Source organism: Staphylococcus lugdunensis (genome assembly GCF_001558775.1).
GTDB lineage: Bacteria > Bacillota > Bacilli > Staphylococcales > Staphylococcaceae > Staphylococcus > Staphylococcus lugdunensis.
Map to the genome: position 1 here is coordinate 2,027,609 of NZ_CP014022.1, position 20,329 is coordinate 2,047,937.

Annotated in this window: 19 protein-coding genes; 11 read left to right on the forward strand and 8 right to left on the reverse strand. The window is 34.3% G+C overall.

What is annotated here, in order from left to right:
• Positions 1 to 70 precede the first annotated feature (70 nt).
• Entirely contained in the window at positions 71 to 1,897 is a 1,827-nt protein-coding gene (locus AL499_RS09395; protein WP_002460323.1) for an APC family permease, read from the forward strand.
• A gap of 388 nt (positions 1,898 to 2,285) precedes the next feature.
• Entirely contained in the window at positions 2,286 to 3,230 is a 945-nt protein-coding gene (locus AL499_RS09400; protein WP_002492845.1) for a hypothetical protein, read from the forward strand.
• 59 nt (positions 3,231 to 3,289) lie between these two features.
• Here AL499_RS09400 and AL499_RS09405 read toward each other — a convergent pair whose 3' ends face one another.
• Both AL499_RS09405 and AL499_RS09410 read right to left on the reverse strand, forming a co-directional pair.
• The gene (locus AL499_RS09405; protein ID WP_002492802.1) at positions 3,290 to 5,353 is read right to left on the reverse strand and encodes a cation:proton antiporter; all 2,064 of its coding nucleotides are present in this window, start codon (positions 5,351 to 5,353) and stop codon (positions 3,290 to 3,292) included.
• A 129-nt stretch (positions 5,354 to 5,482) separates the two neighbouring features.
• Positions 5,483 to 6,841, reverse strand: a complete 1,359-nt coding sequence (locus AL499_RS09410; protein WP_002492812.1) for an amino acid permease — start codon at positions 6,839 to 6,841, stop codon at positions 5,483 to 5,485.
• 252 nt (positions 6,842 to 7,093) lie between these two features.
• Here AL499_RS09410 and AL499_RS09415 point away from each other — a divergent pair, with 252 nt between their 5' ends.
• Entirely contained in the window at positions 7,094 to 7,909 is an 816-nt protein-coding gene (locus AL499_RS09415) for a metallophosphoesterase (RefSeq protein WP_002478687.1), read from the forward strand.
• 167 nt (positions 7,910 to 8,076) lie between these two features.
• On the opposite strand, the gene AL499_RS09420 is transcribed toward AL499_RS09415, so the two are convergent.
• Complete coding sequence (locus AL499_RS09420) at positions 8,077 to 8,724, reverse strand: C39 family peptidase (RefSeq protein WP_002478688.1); 648 nt, start codon at positions 8,722 to 8,724, stop codon at positions 8,077 to 8,079.
• A gap of 162 nt (positions 8,725 to 8,886) precedes the next feature.
• On the opposite strand from AL499_RS09420, the gene AL499_RS09425 reads away from it, so the two are divergent.
• Positions 8,887 to 9,360, forward strand: a complete 474-nt coding sequence (locus tag AL499_RS09425) for a GyrI-like domain-containing protein (protein ID WP_002492816.1) — start codon at positions 8,887 to 8,889, stop codon at positions 9,358 to 9,360.
• Positions 9,361 to 9,560: 200 nt separating this feature from the next.
• Here AL499_RS09425 and AL499_RS09430 read toward each other — a convergent pair whose 3' ends face one another.
• The 3 genes from AL499_RS09430 to AL499_RS09440 form a co-directional block, all read right to left on the reverse strand.
• Complete coding sequence (locus AL499_RS09430) at positions 9,561 to 10,760, reverse strand: putative multidrug effflux MFS transporter TcaB (RefSeq protein ID WP_002478689.1); 1,200 nt, start codon at positions 10,758 to 10,760, stop codon at positions 9,561 to 9,563.
• Positions 10,761 to 10,970: 210 nt separating this feature from the next.
• Positions 10,971 to 11,684, reverse strand: coding sequence for a hypothetical protein (locus AL499_RS09435; protein WP_002460313.1), 714 nt, complete (start codon positions 11,682 to 11,684; stop codon positions 10,971 to 10,973).
• 37 nt (positions 11,685 to 11,721) lie between these two features.
• Positions 11,722 to 12,897: a glycerate kinase gene (locus tag AL499_RS09440; protein ID WP_002492841.1), complete on the reverse strand. Its 1,176-nt coding sequence runs from the start codon at positions 12,895 to 12,897 to the stop codon at positions 11,722 to 11,724.
• 154 nt (positions 12,898 to 13,051) lie between these two features.
• On the opposite strand from AL499_RS09440, the gene AL499_RS09445 reads away from it, so the two are divergent.
• A complete protein-coding gene (locus tag AL499_RS09445) occupies positions 13,052 to 13,438 on the forward strand; it encodes a GtrA family protein (protein ID WP_002478691.1) in 387 nt (128 codons plus the stop codon).
• 159 nt (positions 13,439 to 13,597) lie between these two features.
• Complete coding sequence (locus tag AL499_RS09450) at positions 13,598 to 14,464, forward strand: cation diffusion facilitator family transporter (protein ID WP_002460309.1); 867 nt, start codon at positions 13,598 to 13,600, stop codon at positions 14,462 to 14,464.
• Between the two features lie 225 nt (positions 14,465 to 14,689).
• Here the strand turns inward: AL499_RS09450 and AL499_RS09455 are convergent, their stop codons facing one another.
• Complete coding sequence (locus AL499_RS09455) at positions 14,690 to 15,115, reverse strand: aggregation-promoting factor C-terminal-like domain-containing protein (RefSeq protein WP_002478692.1); 426 nt, start codon at positions 15,113 to 15,115, stop codon at positions 14,690 to 14,692.
• 312 nt (positions 15,116 to 15,427) lie between these two features.
• Between AL499_RS09455 and AL499_RS09460 the strand changes: the two genes are divergently transcribed.
• Positions 15,428 to 16,114 carry a 2,3-diphosphoglycerate-dependent phosphoglycerate mutase gene (locus AL499_RS09460; RefSeq protein WP_002460306.1) on the forward strand — a complete coding sequence of 229 codons (687 nt, stop codon included), beginning with the start codon at positions 15,428 to 15,430 and terminating at the stop codon, positions 16,112 to 16,114.
• Positions 16,115 to 16,294: 180 nt separating this feature from the next.
• Here AL499_RS09460 and AL499_RS12565 read toward each other — a convergent pair whose 3' ends face one another.
• Positions 16,295 to 16,396, reverse strand: coding sequence for a putative metal homeostasis protein (locus tag AL499_RS12565; protein WP_002478693.1), 102 nt, complete (start codon positions 16,394 to 16,396; stop codon positions 16,295 to 16,297).
• Between the two features lie 168 nt (positions 16,397 to 16,564).
• On the opposite strand from AL499_RS12565, the gene AL499_RS09465 reads away from it, so the two are divergent.
• From AL499_RS09465 to AL499_RS09480, 4 genes are all read left to right on the forward strand, one after another.
• The gene (locus AL499_RS09465) at positions 16,565 to 17,986 is read left to right on the forward strand and encodes an MDR family MFS transporter (RefSeq protein ID WP_002492795.1); all 1,422 of its coding nucleotides are present in this window, start codon (positions 16,565 to 16,567) and stop codon (positions 17,984 to 17,986) included.
• Between the two features lie 120 nt (positions 17,987 to 18,106).
• Positions 18,107 to 18,886 carry a transporter substrate-binding domain-containing protein gene (locus AL499_RS09470; RefSeq protein WP_002492813.1) on the forward strand — a complete coding sequence of 260 codons (780 nt, stop codon included), beginning with the start codon at positions 18,107 to 18,109 and terminating at the stop codon, positions 18,884 to 18,886.
• On the forward strand, positions 18,867 to 19,586 hold the full coding sequence (locus tag AL499_RS09475; protein WP_002460302.1) for an amino acid ABC transporter permease: 720 nt from the start codon (positions 18,867 to 18,869) through the stop codon (positions 19,584 to 19,586). Before AL499_RS09470 ends, AL499_RS09475 begins: the two co-directional genes overlap by 20 nt.
• Positions 19,583 to 20,314 (forward strand): amino acid ABC transporter ATP-binding protein, encoded by a 732-nt coding sequence (locus AL499_RS09480; protein ID WP_002460301.1) that lies wholly within the window; start codon positions 19,583 to 19,585, stop codon positions 20,312 to 20,314. Before AL499_RS09475 ends, AL499_RS09480 begins: the two co-directional genes overlap by 4 nt.
• Positions 20,315 to 20,329 lie beyond the last annotated feature (15 nt).

Below are 20,329 nucleotides of genomic sequence, written 5' to 3' on the forward strand. Positions count from 1 at the left end.
GCGGTATACTTTTCTTAGAGATGGGAGTATAGTTTATCCATCGAAATGTAATAAATAAGGAAGAGTAGTTATGTTCAATCAATTTAAAAGACTAATTATTGGCAAACCTAAAAGAAATAGAGAATTAAAGAATGAAAAGATTAGTAAATTTAAAGCATTAGCGATTTTATCTTCGGATGCCTTGTCATCCGTGGCTTATGGTCCAGAACAAATTCTGCTTACCTTGTCTATTGTAGGTGCTGCAGCAGCATGGTATACCTTACCAATTGCAGTTGCAGTGCTTATCTTGTTAGCAGCATTGACACTATCATATAGACAAATCATTTATGCTTACCCTAAAGGTGGCGGTGCCTATATGGTATCGAAATCTAATTTGGGAGAAAAATGGGGCTTACTCGCAGGTGGCTCTTTGCTTGTCGATTATATATTGACGGTAGCGGTAAGTATTTCATCAGGTGCAGATGCACTTGTTGCTGCAATTCCAACACTTTATTCACATAAAGTGTTAATTGCATGTTTATTAGTATTGTTTATTTTATTGTTAAATTTACGTGGTTTAACAGAATCTGCTACGGTGTTATCTTATCCGGTGTATTTATTTATTGTGGGTCTTATTGTGATGATTATTATAGGAACATTTAAAGTAGCTACAGGTCAGGCAGAACCACACATGCAATCAGCTGTAGGAACGGCTGTGCCAGGAGTAAGCTTATTCTTGCTATTAAAAGCATTTTCTTCTGGGGCATCGTCATTAACTGGGGTAGAAGCGATTTCTAATGCTGTAACAAACTTTAAAGAACCAGGACCTAATAACGCAGTTAAAACACTTATCGCTATGGGTAGTATTTTGGGCTTCTTATTAGTGGGCATCGTAGGCTTATCATATTGGTATGGCATTTTACCACAAGAAGAAACAACGGTACTATCACAATTAGCTAAACATGTATTAGGCCAGAATGTGGCATATTATTTTGTACAGGCTACGACAGTAATGATTCTAGTTCTTGCTGCAAATACAGGTTTTACGGCCTTTCCAATGCTAGCTGCAAGCATGGCTAAAGATAAATATATGCCAGTCATGTTTACGGCGAGAGGTGATAGATTAGGTTATTCTAACTCTATCATCGTCTTAGGAGTACTTGCGATTATTTTAATTATCTTATTTGATGGTAAGACTGAAAATCTCATTCCATTATATGCCACAGGTGTATTTATTCCATTTACATTAGCCCAGTTTGGTATGGTCATTAAATGGATAAAGGGTCGAGAAAAAGGATGGGCTGTCAAACTGATTGCGAATGCAGTTGGTGGTACCATTACTTTTGTCGTATTTATGATATTCTTAATTACGAAATTTAATCAGGTTTGGCCAATTCTCATTTTCTTGCCAATCGTCGTTATTGGCTTCTTAAAAATACGAATGCATTATAGAGATATTGCCGAACAATTACGTTCAAATGCGATGATTCAAGACATGCCAATCGTGGATAAAAATTTAGCATTAGTACCGATTAGTAGTATTACATCTGCCGTTGATAAATCTATTTATTACGCGCAAATGATTGCAGATGACGTCATTGCTGTGCATGTGTCATTTGGAGATAAAGATGAAACATGTTTGCAAAATAAATGGAAAGCTCATTTTCCAGATATACGTTTGGTTATTTTACGTTCAGAATATCGTAGTGTGATACGTCCAATATCACGCTTTATTGATAAAATTAATAAAAAAGCTAATGATAAGAACTATGTCATCACCGTGGTTGTACCTCAATTTGTAACTAAAAAGCCATGGCATAACTTTTTACACAATCAAACGAGTATTCGCTTGAAAATGCATTTATTCTATCAAAAAAATGTTATTCTTGCGACGATTCCGTATAAGTTAAAAAAATAATTAAACCCTGTTGTACAGATGATAGAGGTTAGACGGGGATATAAATCCAAAAATAAAAGCATAAAAAGTCTGGGACATCATTATGTTTTAGGCTATGAATGCCATATATTGGCAGTCGTTGACTGGATTGAAAATATGCGTATACCAAGCTTTTTCAATCCGAGTCAATCTTGCCGGGGCGGGACTACGAATTCATAATGAATTCTGTTCCGCTCCTTTTTTAACATGTCATAGAAATTTATGTGCTATACGGATTTCTTTTTTATTTTGCTTAAAATATTAAAAAAGTTATTTAAATAGTAAGTCAACTATTGTAAAATTTAAATATAACATCGTTTTTGAATTGTATGACGCTAGTATTAAATACGAATAGAGAAGAGGAACAAATATGCGTAAAGGTATAGTTATGATTTTACTTGCATTAGGACTTACATTAGCTGGTTGCTCACACCATGATAATGATAACAAAGAGTCATCAACCAAATCGGATAAATCATCTAAAACAGATACTGAAACAGTTAAAATTAAAGATGACGATAAGATGACTGACAAAGAAAAAGAATATAAAGAATTAGAAAAGAAAGCAAGTAAAAAAGAAAAAGTAGACATCATGGGCAAGTTGGATCCACTTGTTACTGAAAAGTCATTAACAAATAAAACAGGTATGCAAGGTTGGAAAGATTATAAAGAACTTATGAAAAAGGTTGAACTTGCAGATTATAACTATGTTAAAGAATCAAAAGGGGCATCTATGAAAGAAGTTGATGACTTCTTTAAAGATAAAAAAGGTGTTAAACGTAAAGAAATAAAAAATCCAGGTGGTCTGAAACAAATTGACTATTGGTATGTTGATCCAAGTGGTAAGAAAATAGGAAAGAGCAATATCCCAGAGTTTTATGCTGAGATTTTAACTAAATATAAAGATGGTAAACTCGTTTATGCGTCAATCGAACCAGGATTCTATACAGCTGATTTTGAAAAAGCTTTAGATGGTGACAAAATGAAAGACATTAAAACATTAAATCAATTGGTAGCTCCTAAACCAGTGTCTTACGGTATAGGACAAATGAAATATTCTGGTATTCCATTAGTCAATGTATCAGTCATCGCTAAAGCACCAGCGAAAAAGAAAGAAGATCAAGTGCCAGTACTTGCTTTCTATACTTTCTCACCGTTTAATTATAATAGTGATAAAGAACCACAAGTTGCTTATTTAAGTGGTATTGAATTTATGAGTGGTTCTAGGGATTTTGGTAACAGTAATTATCTATCTATGATGAAATTCATTAAAGAGCAAAAAGAAGTATTAGACCAAGGTGTACATGATTCTTAAATTCATTAAAAAGGTACGACTTCCATAGTTAAGGAGGTCGTACCTTTATATTTGTACAATTAATGTGTTGATTCACTGGCTAACACAATTTCATTATAGTTGATATTTTCACGAATTTGTTTCGCGATATCATTCGTTATTTTATTGTTGGCAATCAGTTTATCGAGTACGTCACGTTGTGTATATAGTGCTTGTAATTTTAATGATTGTTGGGTTTCATTGCTAACAATTAATTCGTTTTTTTGGCGTGCTTTTATTTTTGAAGCACTTTGACGTAAGGTTTGAGTAAGGTTCGTATAGCGATTAATGACTAAGCTTACTTCAAGTACGTTACCACTATGTTGTTCTTCACGCATTTTTAAGATGATATTATGGTTGACGATACGCATAATTTTTTGCACATGCTTAAAGCCATCTTGATATTTTTGACGTATATCATTACGCTCAGATTTGTCACTGCTTTTAAGTGCTTTAAGGCGTAGATAGAATAATTTGATAAAGCGTGAGAGCTTTTTGATGAAAGATGCTTCTCTAAAAAATTGAGAATATTCAATTACACCTCTATAATTCGAAATATCTTGCTTAGTGATACTTCCTTTAGCAATTAAACGTTCTAACGTTTCTGTCTCTATTTTTTCTGCAATATCTTCTAAACGGCGCAATTCCTTTGTATTTTTATTATCAGGCTCTATATTTAATAAGAAAGATAATTCATTAAAGTATTGGTTTAAAATTGGTCGATAGTCAATGTCTGGCTGTGAGGTTGACTTTTCTTTAAAAGAGTCAATGACTTGCTGTACAATGAAAATCTTTGCCGATTGATAGCTCATTCCTTGGAAATCTGTCTCATGTGCTGATGGTGTGATGAGCGGCAGTATAATTTGCGCTAAGATCAGGCTAATTAACACCATTAAGGCTGCGATAAATAATAAATCATTACGATATTCAAAATGTTGCTGTTGACCTACTAATTCTGGAAGTGTTAAAGCCATTGATAATGAAATGGTACCGTGAATACCGCACATCGTCATGATAAATGCATAACGACTACGTGTTGGAATAGAACCACTGTCATCATCCAAATAAGACTGCACATTTTTAGGGGCATAAAAGTCCTTAAACCAAATATACACCCATATATAACGAAAAACATAAATGGCTACGGCAATACTAAGCGTAATGCCAATTAAAAACATAATATTTTCTGGCTCTACGCGAATAATTTCATCCACAACTTCAGGAACGATAAAGCCAAGTACTACGAAAACGAAGCCATTTAATGCATAACTCAGTGTAGTCCAAATCTGGTTGTAGTTCATTTGTAATTCCGTTTGGGCACGAATGAGACGGTCACGCTCTAAGCCATGAATGAGACCAGCAATGACGACGGCAATAATTCCAGATGCATGTAGTTCTTCGGCAATAAAATAAACAACAAAAGGTGTCAAAAGTTGGATAAATGTTAATGTATTGTTATCTTTTAAACCTTTATTTGCTGTAAGATAAATACGTAAACGAACTACCAAAGTGCCAATGATAATGCCAATTAAAATACCTAAAATAGTGGACACAATAAATTGTCCTATGGCATGAAAGGCAGAAAATGACCCTGTAACTAAGGCTGTTACTGCAATTTTAAAGGAAATGATACCTGCAGCATCATTGAGTAATGATTCGCCTTCTAAGATAGCCATTGAGCCTTTGGGTAACATTTTTCCTTTTGTAATAGCGGATACTGCTACAGCGTCAGTCGGACATAAAATCGCTGCAATAGCAAAAGCTGCTGGCATAGGTAAATCAGGCCAAATCCAATGAATAAAATAGCCGACACCAATAACTGTTGCGAATACTAACGCCATGGCCATTAAGACGATGGGCTTTTTGTACTCCATCAGCTTTGTACGCGACACGTGAGTGCCTTCAACAAATAATAACGGTGTAATGACCGCAAACATGAAGACTTCAGAATCAAATTTAAAGTGAATCGGAATGGGGAGTATGAATAAACAGACACCCAAGGCGATTTGTATAAATGCAGCAGGAATTTTAGGAAAGCGATTATAAATAATCGAACTGATAATCACTGCAGTAATAAATAATAAGAAAGCTTCAAGTAATTCCATAACGCACTCCTTCTAGTATAGATAATATAGTTATTTTATCATGAAGTACCTAGAATGAAATAAAGAAGTGTTAAAAAGTATCCCTCAGTCACGATATTAAAGTGATTGAGGGATGAATATTTTTGATATTTATTCTTTAATCTTTGTTGCAAGGCGACGCCGATAGAAAAGAAATAAAAAGATAAACCAAATTGGTGAGATAAATAGAGCCATTCTTGTTTCTTTACTAAAGAATAATAAAATGAAAATCAAAGCAAAGACACCTAAAATAACATAGGCCATCCACTGTCCGCCTAATAATTTAAATGTATTTTGTTTATGTTGTTGGGGATGCTGACGTACATATTTGATATAAGACACAACAATCATGGACCATACCACTATAAAGAGCACAGTAGATAGCGTTGTTACATAGATAAATAATTGTATCGCGTTAGGAAATATATAATTGAGTAATACGGCTACTAATAAGATGACTGACGATATTAGCATGGCAATAAAAGGCACACCATGATGATTTGTTTTTGTTAACGGTTGAGGGCCTAAGCCTCTTTTAGCCAATCCAAATAAAATACGACTATTGGAATAGATGCCACTATTTGTTGCAGAAGCGGCAGCAGTTAACACAACGAAATTGACAATACCAGCCGCAAATGGAATACCGATTAATTTAAACATTGTTACGAAAGGACTACTGTTTGTACCAATTTTATCCCATGGAATCACAGACATGATGACCAGTAAACTACCAATATAAAATAATAATATGCGAACAGGTACATTATTGATAGCCTGTGGAATCGTTTTTTCTGGATGCTTCGTTTCCCCAGCAGTGACACCAATTAATTCGATACCAACAAATGAGTATAGTGCAATTTGAAATGACATTAAAAAGCCAAATGAACCATGAGGAAACAGCCCTTGATACTGTGCCAAATTAGTAAAAGAAGCTTGTCCATAATAAGTGTGTATTCCAAATAAAATAATCACCAAACCTAAAAGGATAATGGCGACAATTGTTATAATTTTAATAATCGCGAACCAAAACTCGATTTCCCCAAATAATTTCGCCCCTAATAAATTAAATAAAGTTAGCATAAATACGATAGATAAAACCGTAATCCAATGGGGAAAATTAGGAAACCAAAAGCTAAAATACTGTCCCATAGCTGTCAAGTCTGACATGCTGGAAATAATCCAACTAATCCAATACGTCCATCCAATTACAAAGCCGCCAAAAGGACCGAGAAAGTCATTGGCAATGTCCACAAAGGAATTGTATTGCGTATTACTTAGCAACAACTCTCCTAAAGCACGCATGAAAGCAAATAACACCATGCCAATAATCATATATGCCAATAATATGGAAGGGCCAGTTAACGAAATGGTTTGGCCTGAACCTAAAAAGAGACCAGTGCCAATAGCGCCACCAATGGCTATTAATTGGATATGACGATTGCTTAATTCTCTTTGTAATTGCTGTGCCATAAAGTCATCCTCCATATAAACGATAAGCTTGTCGAAATCATAGCTAAATATGCTATTTAAACTTTGAGGTCAAATATTTTTTATAGGTCATAATAATGTATATTTATGTGTAATTATGATGAAATATGGTTTTATTATACAGTTAATTATAGAAATTACAATTATCTTTAGGTATATGTAAGTTTCAAAATTTTAAAATGTGTAGTGCTTGTGACATAATGATTATAAGTAACAAGCAAAGTAGGAAGTTTTATGAAAATAGGCACTATTTCAGATTTACATATCGATCGACATACTTATATAAATAGTGAAGGTTACATGCAGGCTTTGGTTGACTGTGCCATCAAGCGGCAATTGGATTTATTAATTATAGCCGGAGATATTTCTAACAATTATCAAATGACGTGTGCGTTTATCTCTCAAGTTAAAGCCCAAATAAATATTCCTGTGCTATTTGTACCTGGCAATCATGACTATTGGTCAGATCAATTAGATCATAGCTCAACTGATATTGTCACATCTTTTCGTCAACAACCAGAGTGTCTCATGACACAGCCTTATATTATCAATGACAATTGGGCAATTATAGGCTCAACGGCTTGGTATGATTATAGCTATGCACATGAACGTTTTTCAGAAGAACAGTTACAAAGCGGCAAGCATTATGGGGCGACCTGGCAAGACAAAGTCCGTATTGATTGGACAGTGGATGATCGGCAATTATCAAAACAGTTTGCTGATGAATTACGAGCGCATGCTTCACAAGTAGCACCAAGAAAACTTATTATAGTAACGCATATTGTGACTCACCCTGCATTTATGGTTCCGACACCACATCGTCTATTTGATTTTTTTAATGCTTATATTGGGACGACAGACATTGACAGTATCTATCAGGATTATCCTGTACGTTATAGCATTATGGGGCATGTGCATTTTAGAAAAGAACTGACAGAAAATGGCATAACGTATCTTTGCCCATGTCTTGGCTATCAACGGCAATGGCGAACGGATGATATCATATCAGAAGTCAATCATGCATTAATGGATTTTACAATTAATGATTAACAAGAAACATAGGTTGCTAAATGATTAAAAATGATAAGTATCATACATTAATTACATGGTAAGAGGTTCTAAAAACGAATTAAAATAAGAGAGCGAATATAAATGAAATACTTATAGACAAATACAAACAGAGCATGCTCTGTTTGTATTTAATATGCATTTCGAAGTTACCTATTACTTGAGAGGTTATTAGGTTGTTCACTGTTAGGATTGATATAAATGCATTTTTGACCAGGTGCATTATAACTCGTAGCCATTTTTTGTTTACTAATTTTAATGATTTGAAATTTATTTGGTAATATAGCTGGAAAGACAATTTTCCAACCTAGGTGACTCCATAATGGATCTATGTAGTAATAATGGGTATCGTCGTAGCCAATTAATAATGTCACATGAATATTTGCGACGGTCGGCGTAGGTTTTTGATCGAAATGATAGATTTTGTGTAATGGCTTTTGTCCTAAACTTGTGTGATAAATAATGACAGGTTGGCCTTGATCAATAATCTGTTCAAGTTCGGATAATGCATGTCCTGTACCATTGCTGACGCGTGCATCAAATTGTTGAAGATGTGGGACAAACGCTTCAGGAAAAATCGTTTGGTGATGTCCAAACTTAATAAATAATTGATGACCAACATAACCTTTATACGGATTATTTTTATGTGTCGGCCAGTTTTTCATAATATCTGTGGCTTTCGTAGTATGATGATTATATTGCAGCAACATTGCTGCAGAAACGCCTTCGCATCCCATAACTAAGGGTAAAGGGAAAAGTTGGCTGATTGGTTTAACGTTTAAGATTGTTTTACTCATGACATCGTTCTCCTCGGTACGTGTAAACACACTGTCCAAAAATAATACAACTTATTATATAACGCAATGCCAAATTCGTATATTAAAAAGTTTTGACTACTAGATTAAATGATTCATTTTGTGGCTATAATAATTATAGAAAAATAAAAAGGGGATAGATTTATGCAATATAGATTAGAACAGCTAGAAGAAATACAAGTTGTTGGTTTTCATCGAAGTTATCGAAGTGGTACACAAGCTCAAAAACATATTGCATCATTTTGGGAGGATGTGATAAGTGCACATATCGATGAAGAATTAGCACGCCACAGTGATGGCACACTAAATGGCTTATTAGGCGTGTGTATTTCACACGAAGACGGGCGAATGGATTATTTAATAGGTGTCACAAATCAATCTATACCACATGAGGGATATTCAAAGGTTCAATTAGTCAAAGGTGATTATTTAGTTGTGACGACAAGTGGACCTTTTCCAGAATCTATACAACGCACAATGCGCCATATTCATGTGAACTTGTTGCCGCGCGAAGGTTTTCGTATCAAAGATGCCAATTTCTTTGAACTTTACCTGCCAGGAGATATTGAAAGTGATGATTATGTAGCTGAAATATGGCTTCCGATAGAGTCGGAATAAGGTAAGCAAGTTAACAACGAAACGGTAATGTTATAAAAATATAGAAGCGGGACAGCATTCATTATGAATTCATAGTCCCGCTTCGACAAGGTTGACTAGGATTGAAACAAGCTTGATATAAGTGTATTTTCATTCCAGTCAACTACTGCCAATATTTAGTTCATAGCTTAAAATATAATGATGTCCCAAACTGATATATTTTATTTAATATACGGCTTATTAATTTTAAAATAAGTAAATTGTAAAATAATGAACACGGCAGCTGTAGTACTAATGATAATTAAGTAGGGCATTGGATTAAATTGCCCTGCTAAGCCTACAAGTGGTGAAATCATGCCGCCAAGAATAAATTGGAACAAACCTAGTAAACTTGATGCGTTGCCACTACCACCAGTACGTTCTTCCATTGCCATTGAAAAACCCAAAGGCCCAATAGAGGAAACTGGACAAATATTAATAAAGAACGAAATCATCAATACAGATATAGGTAGATGATATGTTAAAGTTATAACAATTAGAATTACGCCAATAATTTGTATGATACTTAAATAAACTAATAAGGTGTGTCTATGGATATATTCAACTAATGTCGCCACAATTTGACTGACAACTATTAACCCAATGCCATTAATTGCAAACATCAGACTAAATTGTTGCGGGGTAAGTGTATATATTTTTTGTGTAATAAAAGGTGATGCAGATGAGTAACTAAATAACATCACATATGTCAATCCTTGTAATAGCATAGGAATGACAAATTTGGGTTTACGCAACAGTTGTCCAAAGTCTGAAAAAATGTGGCTAAAGTTTAATTTGGAATGTGTATCTTTTGCTGTTTCTGGCATTTGCGATAATACACCTATAATAAGTATAAATGTGACAATTGTTAGCACAATAAAGATGACATGCCATGACCCTAGTTTAAGTGACCAACCACCAATCAATGGTGCGATAATTGTAATTATTCCATTGACACCCATTAGCGCCGCCAAAAACTTAGCCAACGCATTGCCATGGAGTTTATCACCAGCTGAAGCTTTGGCTATAACGATGGCACCACCACCAGTTAAGCCTTGAACAAAACGTAAAATTAAAAATAGAGGTAAGTGGTCCGTTAGCGTTGCCGCGAATGAAGCAATTAAAAATATCGTTAAAATCATTAATAAAACTTTTTTACGACCAAATGCATCTGATAACGGACCAAATAAAAATTGACCAATGGCTAAGCCTATCATAGTAAAGGATAGCGTTAATTGAACTTCTGATGTGGATGACCCGAAATGATGTTGTACATTAGGTAATGAAGGAACATACATATCAATGGTCATAGGGCCAAAGGCAGTAATAACACCTAATATGATTAACAAAGTAATAGGAAACGTACGAAATGACTGAGACATAAAAGACTCCTCGAATGTTAAATTCATGTTTTATTTTAAATATTTTAATTTTTTAATTATACCAACATTTTGCCATAATATAAATAGCTGTGATAGTGCATTAAGCAAAAAAGAAAAAGAGCAGGACTGAAATCTAACGTCATTATAATGATTTCAGTCCTGCTTATATATTAAAATGTTACCTAATGGTCTTCAACTTTAATAAGTAACTTATTTCCCACTAAAACTATTGATAAAATTTTCTATTTTGTCTTTAAGACTATCAAATTTAGTATTGATATCATCAAGCATACCTTCAACTTTACTTTGGTCTGCATTGTTTTGTTGTGCTTGGTTGGCATTTTTTAATTTATCTAACTGATCTTGATAAAATTTAGTGAATTTTGAATCTGCATTATTTTGTTCATTTTGTTTTAAGCTATTGATTTCTTGTTGTAGTTTTTGAATCGTATTGTCTGTGTTGACTTTGTCTTTGATATCATTTTTAGCCGCTTCAATTTGACTTGTAATACTATCGTCTTTATCTTTGACTTGTTTTTGGTAGTTCTGTGATACGTTGGGATCGTTACTTACTTTATCGCTATTGCTATCTCCACCCATAAATGCAAGTGTCACAAACACGGCAACGACAATTAAAAGCAGGGCGATGATAATATATAACCATTTTTTAGACTTTTTCTGTCTTATATTATCTTCTTCTAACTGTTGTTCTCTACGAAAATCACGATCATTGTAATAACGATTGCCATTTTCATCATAACGTGCTTGCTGTTGACGATATCTATCTCCGTTATTTTGATATTGTGCTTGCTGTTGGTTTGTATAACGTTGTTGTTGATAACGCGCGTGCTGCTGACGTTGTTGCTGATTTTGATATTCTTTATCTTGTTCATAACTGTCTCTATATTTTTCTGTTCGTTTCATGTAACATCACCTCTAATATTTTCTGGGAAATACTTAATCAGTTGTTTTGTTTGTTTAAGAGCTGAAAAGACGATGAGAGTTTAATCAAGCGTGCAATATTTTCAGCAGTTTTTACCATATTATCATATCCATGCTCTAATAAGTGATCTAATGTCTCAGGCTGTTCAATGATGCTAAAGACACTATCGATGCCGTGATGATACACTGCCTCATAGTTGTCACCTAATGAGCCACAAATAGCGATGACTGGACAATGAAATTGTTTAGCTGCTTTAGCTACTCCAATAGGTGTTTTTCCATAAATTGTTTGTCCATCTATCTTTCCTTCACCAGTAATGACTAAATTTGCTTGCGCGGCATAAGATTTAAATTGAGTTTCTTCTAATACAAGTTCGATGCCTTTCATCATTGTGACTTGGCAAAAGGCAAGTAGACCAGTCCCTAAGCCACCAGCTGCACCAGCCCCTGGGATATCTTTTACATCTTTGTTTAAAGCTATTTTTATTTTATCATGATAGTTTGCCAAGGCGGAATCCAACTTTGGTATCATTTTTTCGGTTGCACCTTTTTGTGGACCATAAACAACACTGGCACCTTGTAATCCCAATAATGGATTAGTTACATCACAGGCAACTTTAAACGTTACTTTTGCTAAACGTTTATCAAGGTTTGTGCTGTCAATTTTCGATAATTGAGCAAGCGCACCGCCACCTTGTGGTAAGATTTGATGATTGTTGTCGAGAAATTGAACCCCAAGTGCAGTTAACATGCCTGCACCATCATCATTTGTTGCACTACCTCCAATACCAAGAATGATACGTTTAACACCTTGATTCAATGCATCAAGAATGATATCGCCAGTACCAATCGTGGACGTTATTAATGGATTACGTTCACTAGTTTGAACAAGATGGAGTCCAGAAGCTGCTGCCATTTCAATGATTGCTGTATCTTTATTCGGTGTAATGGCATATCCAGCCATAATTGGTCGTGATAATGGATCTCGTACACGAATATATCGCCAATCAGCATTTAATGCTTCCACTAATGCTGCTGTTGTTCCTTCGCCACCGTCTGCCATAGGAATGAGTTCATAATGAACAGTATTATTAAAAACACGTTCAAAGCCTTCTTTGATGGCAAGGCTTGCTTGTTTAGCAGACATGCTTTCTTTAAATGAATCTGGTGCGATAACAATATGTTTTATGGACATAAAGCCACTCCTTGTCTATGACATTTATTGCTATACTATTATTATAGTAGAAATAGCTTGAAAAATAATACACCAATAGCATATTATTTGTACGAGAAACGATAATATAGGCGCTGTCTTAATAAAGAAGATGAAGGGTAATGAGGAATCAATCATGAAATTAAATGCAACACATTATGAAATTTTAAGATTTATTATAGTTGGTGGCATTAATACGCTAAACTATTATATTGTTTATTTATTACTGTTAAAGGTCTTCGACATAAACTATATGGTAAGCCACATTACCGGTTTTGTAGTTAGTTTTGTTATTTCATACTATTTAAATTGTTATTTTGTTTATAAAGTTAAACCGACGCTAGTTAAATTTTTAAGTTTTCCATTTACACAAGTTGTTAATATGGGAATGCAAACGGCGTTATTATATATATTTGTTCGCTGGCTACATTTCCCATCAGAAATAGCACCATTTGCCGGTTTAATCATAACCATACCGATTACATTTGTTATGTCTAAATGGATACTTAGAGACAAATTTTAACGAGCTATAAAGTGTATGTGATTATAACTAAAATTTTAGGTGCTTCTAATAAAATAGTTATGTTATTATTACAAAAAATATCGAAATTAATAATTATTGTAAAACAATTAAAATTCATTCATACTAGCTTTAATAAAGGATGTTAAGGTGGTTAGTTGAATGTCGCAAAGTGAAAATTTAAAACTGGCACAGCGTGGCGCGTATCTCAGTTTGATTGTTTATATTATTTTATCTGTTACGAAATATCTTACAGGTTTTATTTATGATTCTGCGGCAGTAAGAGCGGATGCCTTAAATAATATGACAGATATTGTAGTGTCATTGGCAGTGATTGTAGGCTTGAAAATATCGATTAAACCTGCAGATAAAAATCATCCTTATGGTCACTTAAAATCAGAGAATATATCAACATTATTAGTATCATTTATAATCATGTTCGTAGGTATTCAAGTTGTTATTGAAAATGTACCTAGATTAATTACAAGAGACCACCACACACCAAGTGCGATAACAATTGTGATTAGTGCAATTAGCGGTATAATCATGTTCGCTGTTTATATAGTTAATCGTCAACTCGCTAAGAAAACAAATAGCAGCTCACTAAACTCAGCAGCGAAAGATAATTTATCGGATAGTTTAGTGAGTATAGGAACGGCGATAGGGCTAGTGTTTACACAATTTGGTTTACCAATTGTCGATATTATTTTAGCTACAATTTTAGGTTTTTTAATTATCTATACAGGGTTTGGCATTTTTAAAGAATCGATATTTGCCTTAAGTGACGGCTTTAATGAGGAAGAGTTACAACAATATCGTGATGATGTGTTGGAAGTAGCGGATGTGATTAAAGTGAATAGTTTAAAAGGACGTTATCATGGTAGCAGTATATTTTTAGATGTAACAATTGCTGTTGATGCTAAACTATCGCTTAAAGAGGCACATGATATTTGTGATCGGGTTGAAAGCCATCTGCATGGTAAGGGAATTTCATCTGTTTATGTCCATCCGGAACCATATTACCAATAGATTTTGAATTAAAAAATTTTAAGTTATGAGTAAATAGCCTAGAACGTAATTATGTTCTAGGCTATTTACTATATATTGGCAGTTGTTGAAGGGATTTAAAATACGCTTATACCAAGCTTTTTTCCATCCTAGTCAACCTTGCCGGGGCGGTACTATGAATTCAGTCCCGCTTCTGTTATATTCAATACACCGTAATGTATGGCTGTCTGTTCCTAGTGTGCTTTCTTACCACCATCCATGCGTTGTCCGAAATCTAACTGCTGCATTGATTGAACCATAGCGCGACTGAGCATATTCAATCATGCCACGTGTTTGTTGTTCAACGGTTCCATAGCCCCAAGATAACTTAGTTTGTGCTAAGCCAAAATATTCTCCATTTTTAGCATGCGGATTGCCTCCTGATTCAGGTAACACAATTTTTTCCCAAAGTTCTTCAGTCCCACCTGCAGCCATAAAGCGGTCATATACAGCATCTACATCGTTATCACTTTCAGGAGAAGAGGTTGTTGTTTGTATAGACTGTGTGGTAGGTGGTGTTGATTTTTGTTGTTCATTTGTTAAGTCATTTGCATGTGCCGTATGTGTATAAGTTTCAGCACTTGCTGCCCCAATTGATACCGTAGCGATAAATGCTAATATTGATTTTCTCATAATAAAAACTCCTTTAATAAACAGGATAATATGAAGAAAAACGGTTCCCTTATTTACGTTATCAAAATCAATTACGGAAACTTAATTATAGCAAAGATTAAGTCATTGGTGGTTACTAACAGCTCATAATTTAATAACAACTTTTGCAATTTTGCGACAAATATCACTTCTAGATCACAATTTCAGGTAATTTATTACAAAAATAGCATGTCAATGATAGTAATCTTGTGCAAGTCGTTTTATAATATAAGTAACAAAAAAATACATTGTTCACTGCAACAAGAAAATCTCAGTTATAGGAAGGTGTTTTACATGCCTAAATTAATTTTATGTAGACATGGACAAAGTGAATGGAACGCAAAAAACTTATTTACAGGATGGACTGATGTCGATTTATCTGAACAAGGTATTAACGAAGCAGTCACAGCTGGACGTAAGGTTAAAGAGAACAACATCGAAATTGATGTAGCCTATACATCACTGTTAAAAAGAGCGCTAGAAACTACAAATTATATCCTTAAAGAATCAGATCAGTTATGGATTCCAGTGCATAAAAGCTGGCGTTTAAATGAAAGACATTATGGTAAGCTTCAAGGATTAAATAAAGATGATGCGCGAAAAGAATTTGGTGAAGAACAAGTTCATAAATGGCGTCGTTCATATGATATTGAACCACCAGCTGAAACAGAAGCACAACGTGAAGAATATCTACAAAGCAGAAAATATCGTCACTTAGATAAACGTATGATGCCATACTCTGAAAGTTTAAAAACAACATTAGATCGTGTTGTACCAATTTGGACAGACCATATTTCACAACATTTATTAGATGGTCAAACAGTATTAGTTTCTGCACATGGTAACTCTATTCGCGCCTTAATCAAATACTTAGAAGATGTTTCAGATGAAGACATTATCGGTTACGAAATTAAAACAGGTGCGCCACTTGTTTATGAATTAGATGATAACTTAAACGTTACAAATAAATATTATCTTTAATAAATCAAAGCCATTACGTTGCGTGAAATGCGACGTAATGGCTTTTATGTCATTTAATGTAAGTGCTTAAGAAATAAAGATAAATATAAAGTATAAGTGTGAATAAAGATAAGTATGAATAATGAAATATTAAAATAATATGCAACAATTTGTTTTCTATTTATTAAGTGAGTGATAGGGTTACTTGCGTTTATGTTGCTTGATAATTTTTAATGCACGTTTTCTAGTTTTAATATTAGGGCTTTTTAAGTTTCGACGTGCAGTTTGTACATCTTGCTTCATATTATCGCCTCCCTTATTCATATAGTATGAAGGATTAATAGTATTTTGTAAATAGGAATTATTACGATTTATTTTTATTTTAAGCAAAAAATTAGGGGAGTGTTGAATTTATTAGTAAAATAACTATTATTTATGAAATGTATGATGTTATTTTAGTGGGAGGAACATATGTCACTACAACAAAAACTTACAATGATTATCACGATGTTATTTGGCGGATTCTTTGGATTGCTTAATGAAACACTGCTAACAACCGCGTTACCTAGTATTATGGCAGATTTTCATATTGCGTATTCACAAGTGCAGTGGTTAACAACAGCATTCTTATTAACAAACGGTGTTGTTATTCCTTTGTCTGCCTTTATAATTCAGCGTTATACGACACGACAAGTGTTTCTAGTCGGAATTGCTGTCTTTTTTATTGGGACGATAATTGGCGGATTTAGTCCTCATTTTTCTGTTTTATTAATCGCACGTATTATTCAAGCATTAGGATCTGGCATTATGATGCCACTGATGATGACAACGATTTTAGATATTTTCGAGCCACATGAACGCGGCAAATATATGGGGACCTTTGGCTTGGTAATTGGACTAGCACCGGCGATTGGGCCGACATTATCTGGCTATTTAGTTGAATATTTAGATTGGAGAGCGTTGTTTCACGTAGTAGCACCTATTGCAGCATTCACATTCTTAATTGCTTTAAAAACGGTTAAAAATGTTGGCACAAAAGTGTATGCTCCAATCGATACTTTATCCATAACAATGTCAGTATTAGGATTTGGTGGCTTGCTTTATGGAGTGAGCTCTATTGCAACAGACGGATGGAATAATCCTATTGTGCTGACAACTATAATTGTTGGTGTGATTTTTATTGCTTTATTTGTGTGGCGACAATATCAACTTGACGTACCATTATTGAATTTTGAAGTTTTTAAAAATAAGCAATTTGCCGTTGGACTAGCGATTATGTCAGTAACAATGATCTCAATGATAGGTTCAGAAACCGTGCTTCCGATGTTTGTACAAAATGTCTTACACCGCTCAGCATTAGATTCTGGATTAATGTTGTTACCTGGTGCAATAGTGATGGCAATAATGTCAATGATATCTGGCGCATTATATGAGCGCTTTGGCGTGAAATTGTTAGCATTTATAGGTGTCATTATTGTTATTGTGACAACATGTTATTTCATTTTTATGGATGAGCATACGTCGGCACTTATTTTAACAACAATTTATGGTATACGAATGATTGGTATCGCTCTGAGCTTAATGCCTATTATGACACATACTATGAATCAATTACCGCAAGCGTTAAATGCACATGGCTCTTCCATGACGAATACAGCGCAACAAATCTCTGGATCAATTGGGACGGCGGCTTTAATCACTATTCTTTCCCAAGCAAGTCAAGCATTTTCGCCAGATATACAACAATATAGTGGAATGACCAAAGCTGAGATGACAGCTCAAATAAAAATTGATGCGGTGTTACATGGCTATCATGCTGGATTTTTATTTGCTGTTATCATTACAGTTATTAGTTTATTGCTTACTTTTATGTTAAAAAATCAGCGTCAATAGGCTTATGTAAAGGCATGAAAAATGATTGTAATGAGTAACTCCTTATTGACTAATAGTAAGGATAGGATTAAAATTATTCTATTCTGATAGAAATAATAGGAATATGGAGGGACTATTCAGATGAAAAGACTTTTATTTACAGTAATTGCGCTTGTTTTTGTATTAGCAGCATGTGGAAATGGTGGATCATCTAAAGATGATAAAGCGAGTAGTGATAAAACCTTAAAGGTTGGAACAGAAGGAACTTATGCACCATTTACGTATCATGATAAACAAGATAAATTAACTGGTTACGATATAGATGTGATTAAAGCAGTCGCAAAAGCAGAAGGTTATAAACTTAAATTTAATGAAACATCTTGGGATTCAATGTTTGCTGGTATAGATGCGGGCCGTTTTGACGTCATTGCAAACCAAGTAGGCATCAATAAAGAAAGAGAACAAAAATATCAATTTTCAACGCCTTACACATATTCAAATGCTGTGTTAGTTGTGCGTGACAATGAAAAGGATATTAAATCATTTGACGATGTTAAAGGGAAAAAATTAGCGCAAACCTTTACATCTAACTATGGTAAATTAGCTAAAGATAAAGGCGCTGATATTACTAAAGTGGATGGATTTAACCAATCTATGGACTTATTATTATCTAATCGTGTTGATGGTACTTTTAACGATAGTTTATCTTATTTAGACTACACAAAACAAAAACCGAACGCTAAGATTAAAGCTATTAAAGGTCAGGCAGAACAAAGTAAATCTGGCTTTGCTTTTTCTAAAAAGGTTGACAGTAAAGTCGTTAAAGACTTTAATGAAGGCTTGAAAAAAATAAAAGATAGTGGCGAATTAGCTAAAATAGGTAAGAAATGGTTTGGTGAAGATGTTTCTAAACCTCAATAATGAACAGCAACATGCTTTAGACGCAGCTGGACAAGCCTTCGGACCTATGTTAGAAGGATTAGTTAAATATTCTATTCCGATTACAATTGTGACTTTTATTCTTGGGTTAATTCTTGCATTATTTACTGCTTTAATGCGAATATCAACCAGTAGAATATTAAGAGCCATTGCACGTATATATGTTTCAATTATTCGAGGCACACCAATGATTGTACAATTATTTATTATCTTCTATGGTATACCAGAATTAGGAAGATTAATCACAGGTGATGCAGATAATCAATGGACACTTGCACCAGTTATTGCTGCAATTATAGGTTTATCTCTAAATGTAGGTGCGTATGCATCCGAAATTATTCGTGGTGGTATTATTTCCATTCCGAAAGGACAAACTGAAGCAGCATATTCCATTGGGATGACTTATCGTCAAACGGTGCAACGTATCATTTTACCTCAGGCTATTCGTGTGTCTATCCCTGCTTTAGGAAACACATTTTTAAGCTTGATAAAGGATACATCGCTATTAGGCTTTATTTTAGTAGCGGAAATGTTCCGTAAAGCACAAGAGGTGGCTTCAACAACGTATGAATATTTTACAATATATATTTTAGTAGCCATCATGTATTGGGTTGTCTGCTTTATTATTTCAGTGCTCCAAGGATTATATGAATCTAAAATTGAAAGAGGGTATCGTTCATGATAGAACTTAACAATATTCATAAATCCTTCAACGATAAAGAAGTGATTAAAGGCGTCAATTTGACGGTAGAAAAAGGAGAAGTCATCACATTTATTGGGCGCTCTGGTTCTGGTAAAACAACATTATTAAGAATGATGAATGCATTGGAAATTCCAACTGAAGGAACGGTTTCAGTTAACGGTGTTACTTACACGGCAGATGATAAGAAGTCACAAATTAATGTGCGTAAACAATCAGGTATGGTATTTCAAAGCTATAACCTTTTTCCTCATAAAACAGCGTTAGAGAATGTGATGGAAGGATTAGTTACCGTTAAGAAAATGAAAAAGTCTGAAGCGGAACGTATAGCATTAGCTTTATTAGAAAAGGTAGGTTTAATAAGTGTCAAAGACCAGCGTCCCCACGCTTTATCAGGTGGACAACAACAACGTGTGGCTATTGCGCGTGCATTAGCCATGAATCCTAAGGTCATGCTCTTTGATGAACCTACATCTGCGCTAGATCCTGAGCTAGTTACAGATGTATTGAAAGTGATTAGAGAGCTTGCAGATGAGGGAATGACGATGGTTATTGTGACCCATGAAATGCGCTTTGCGAAAGAAGTGTCTAACCGTATCGTGTTTATTCATGACGGCATTATCGGGGAACAAGGTCCACCAGAACAACTATTTAATCAACCAAAAACAGATGAGCTAAGACGCTTTTTGAATGTCATTAATGAAGAATAACAACATAGAATGATT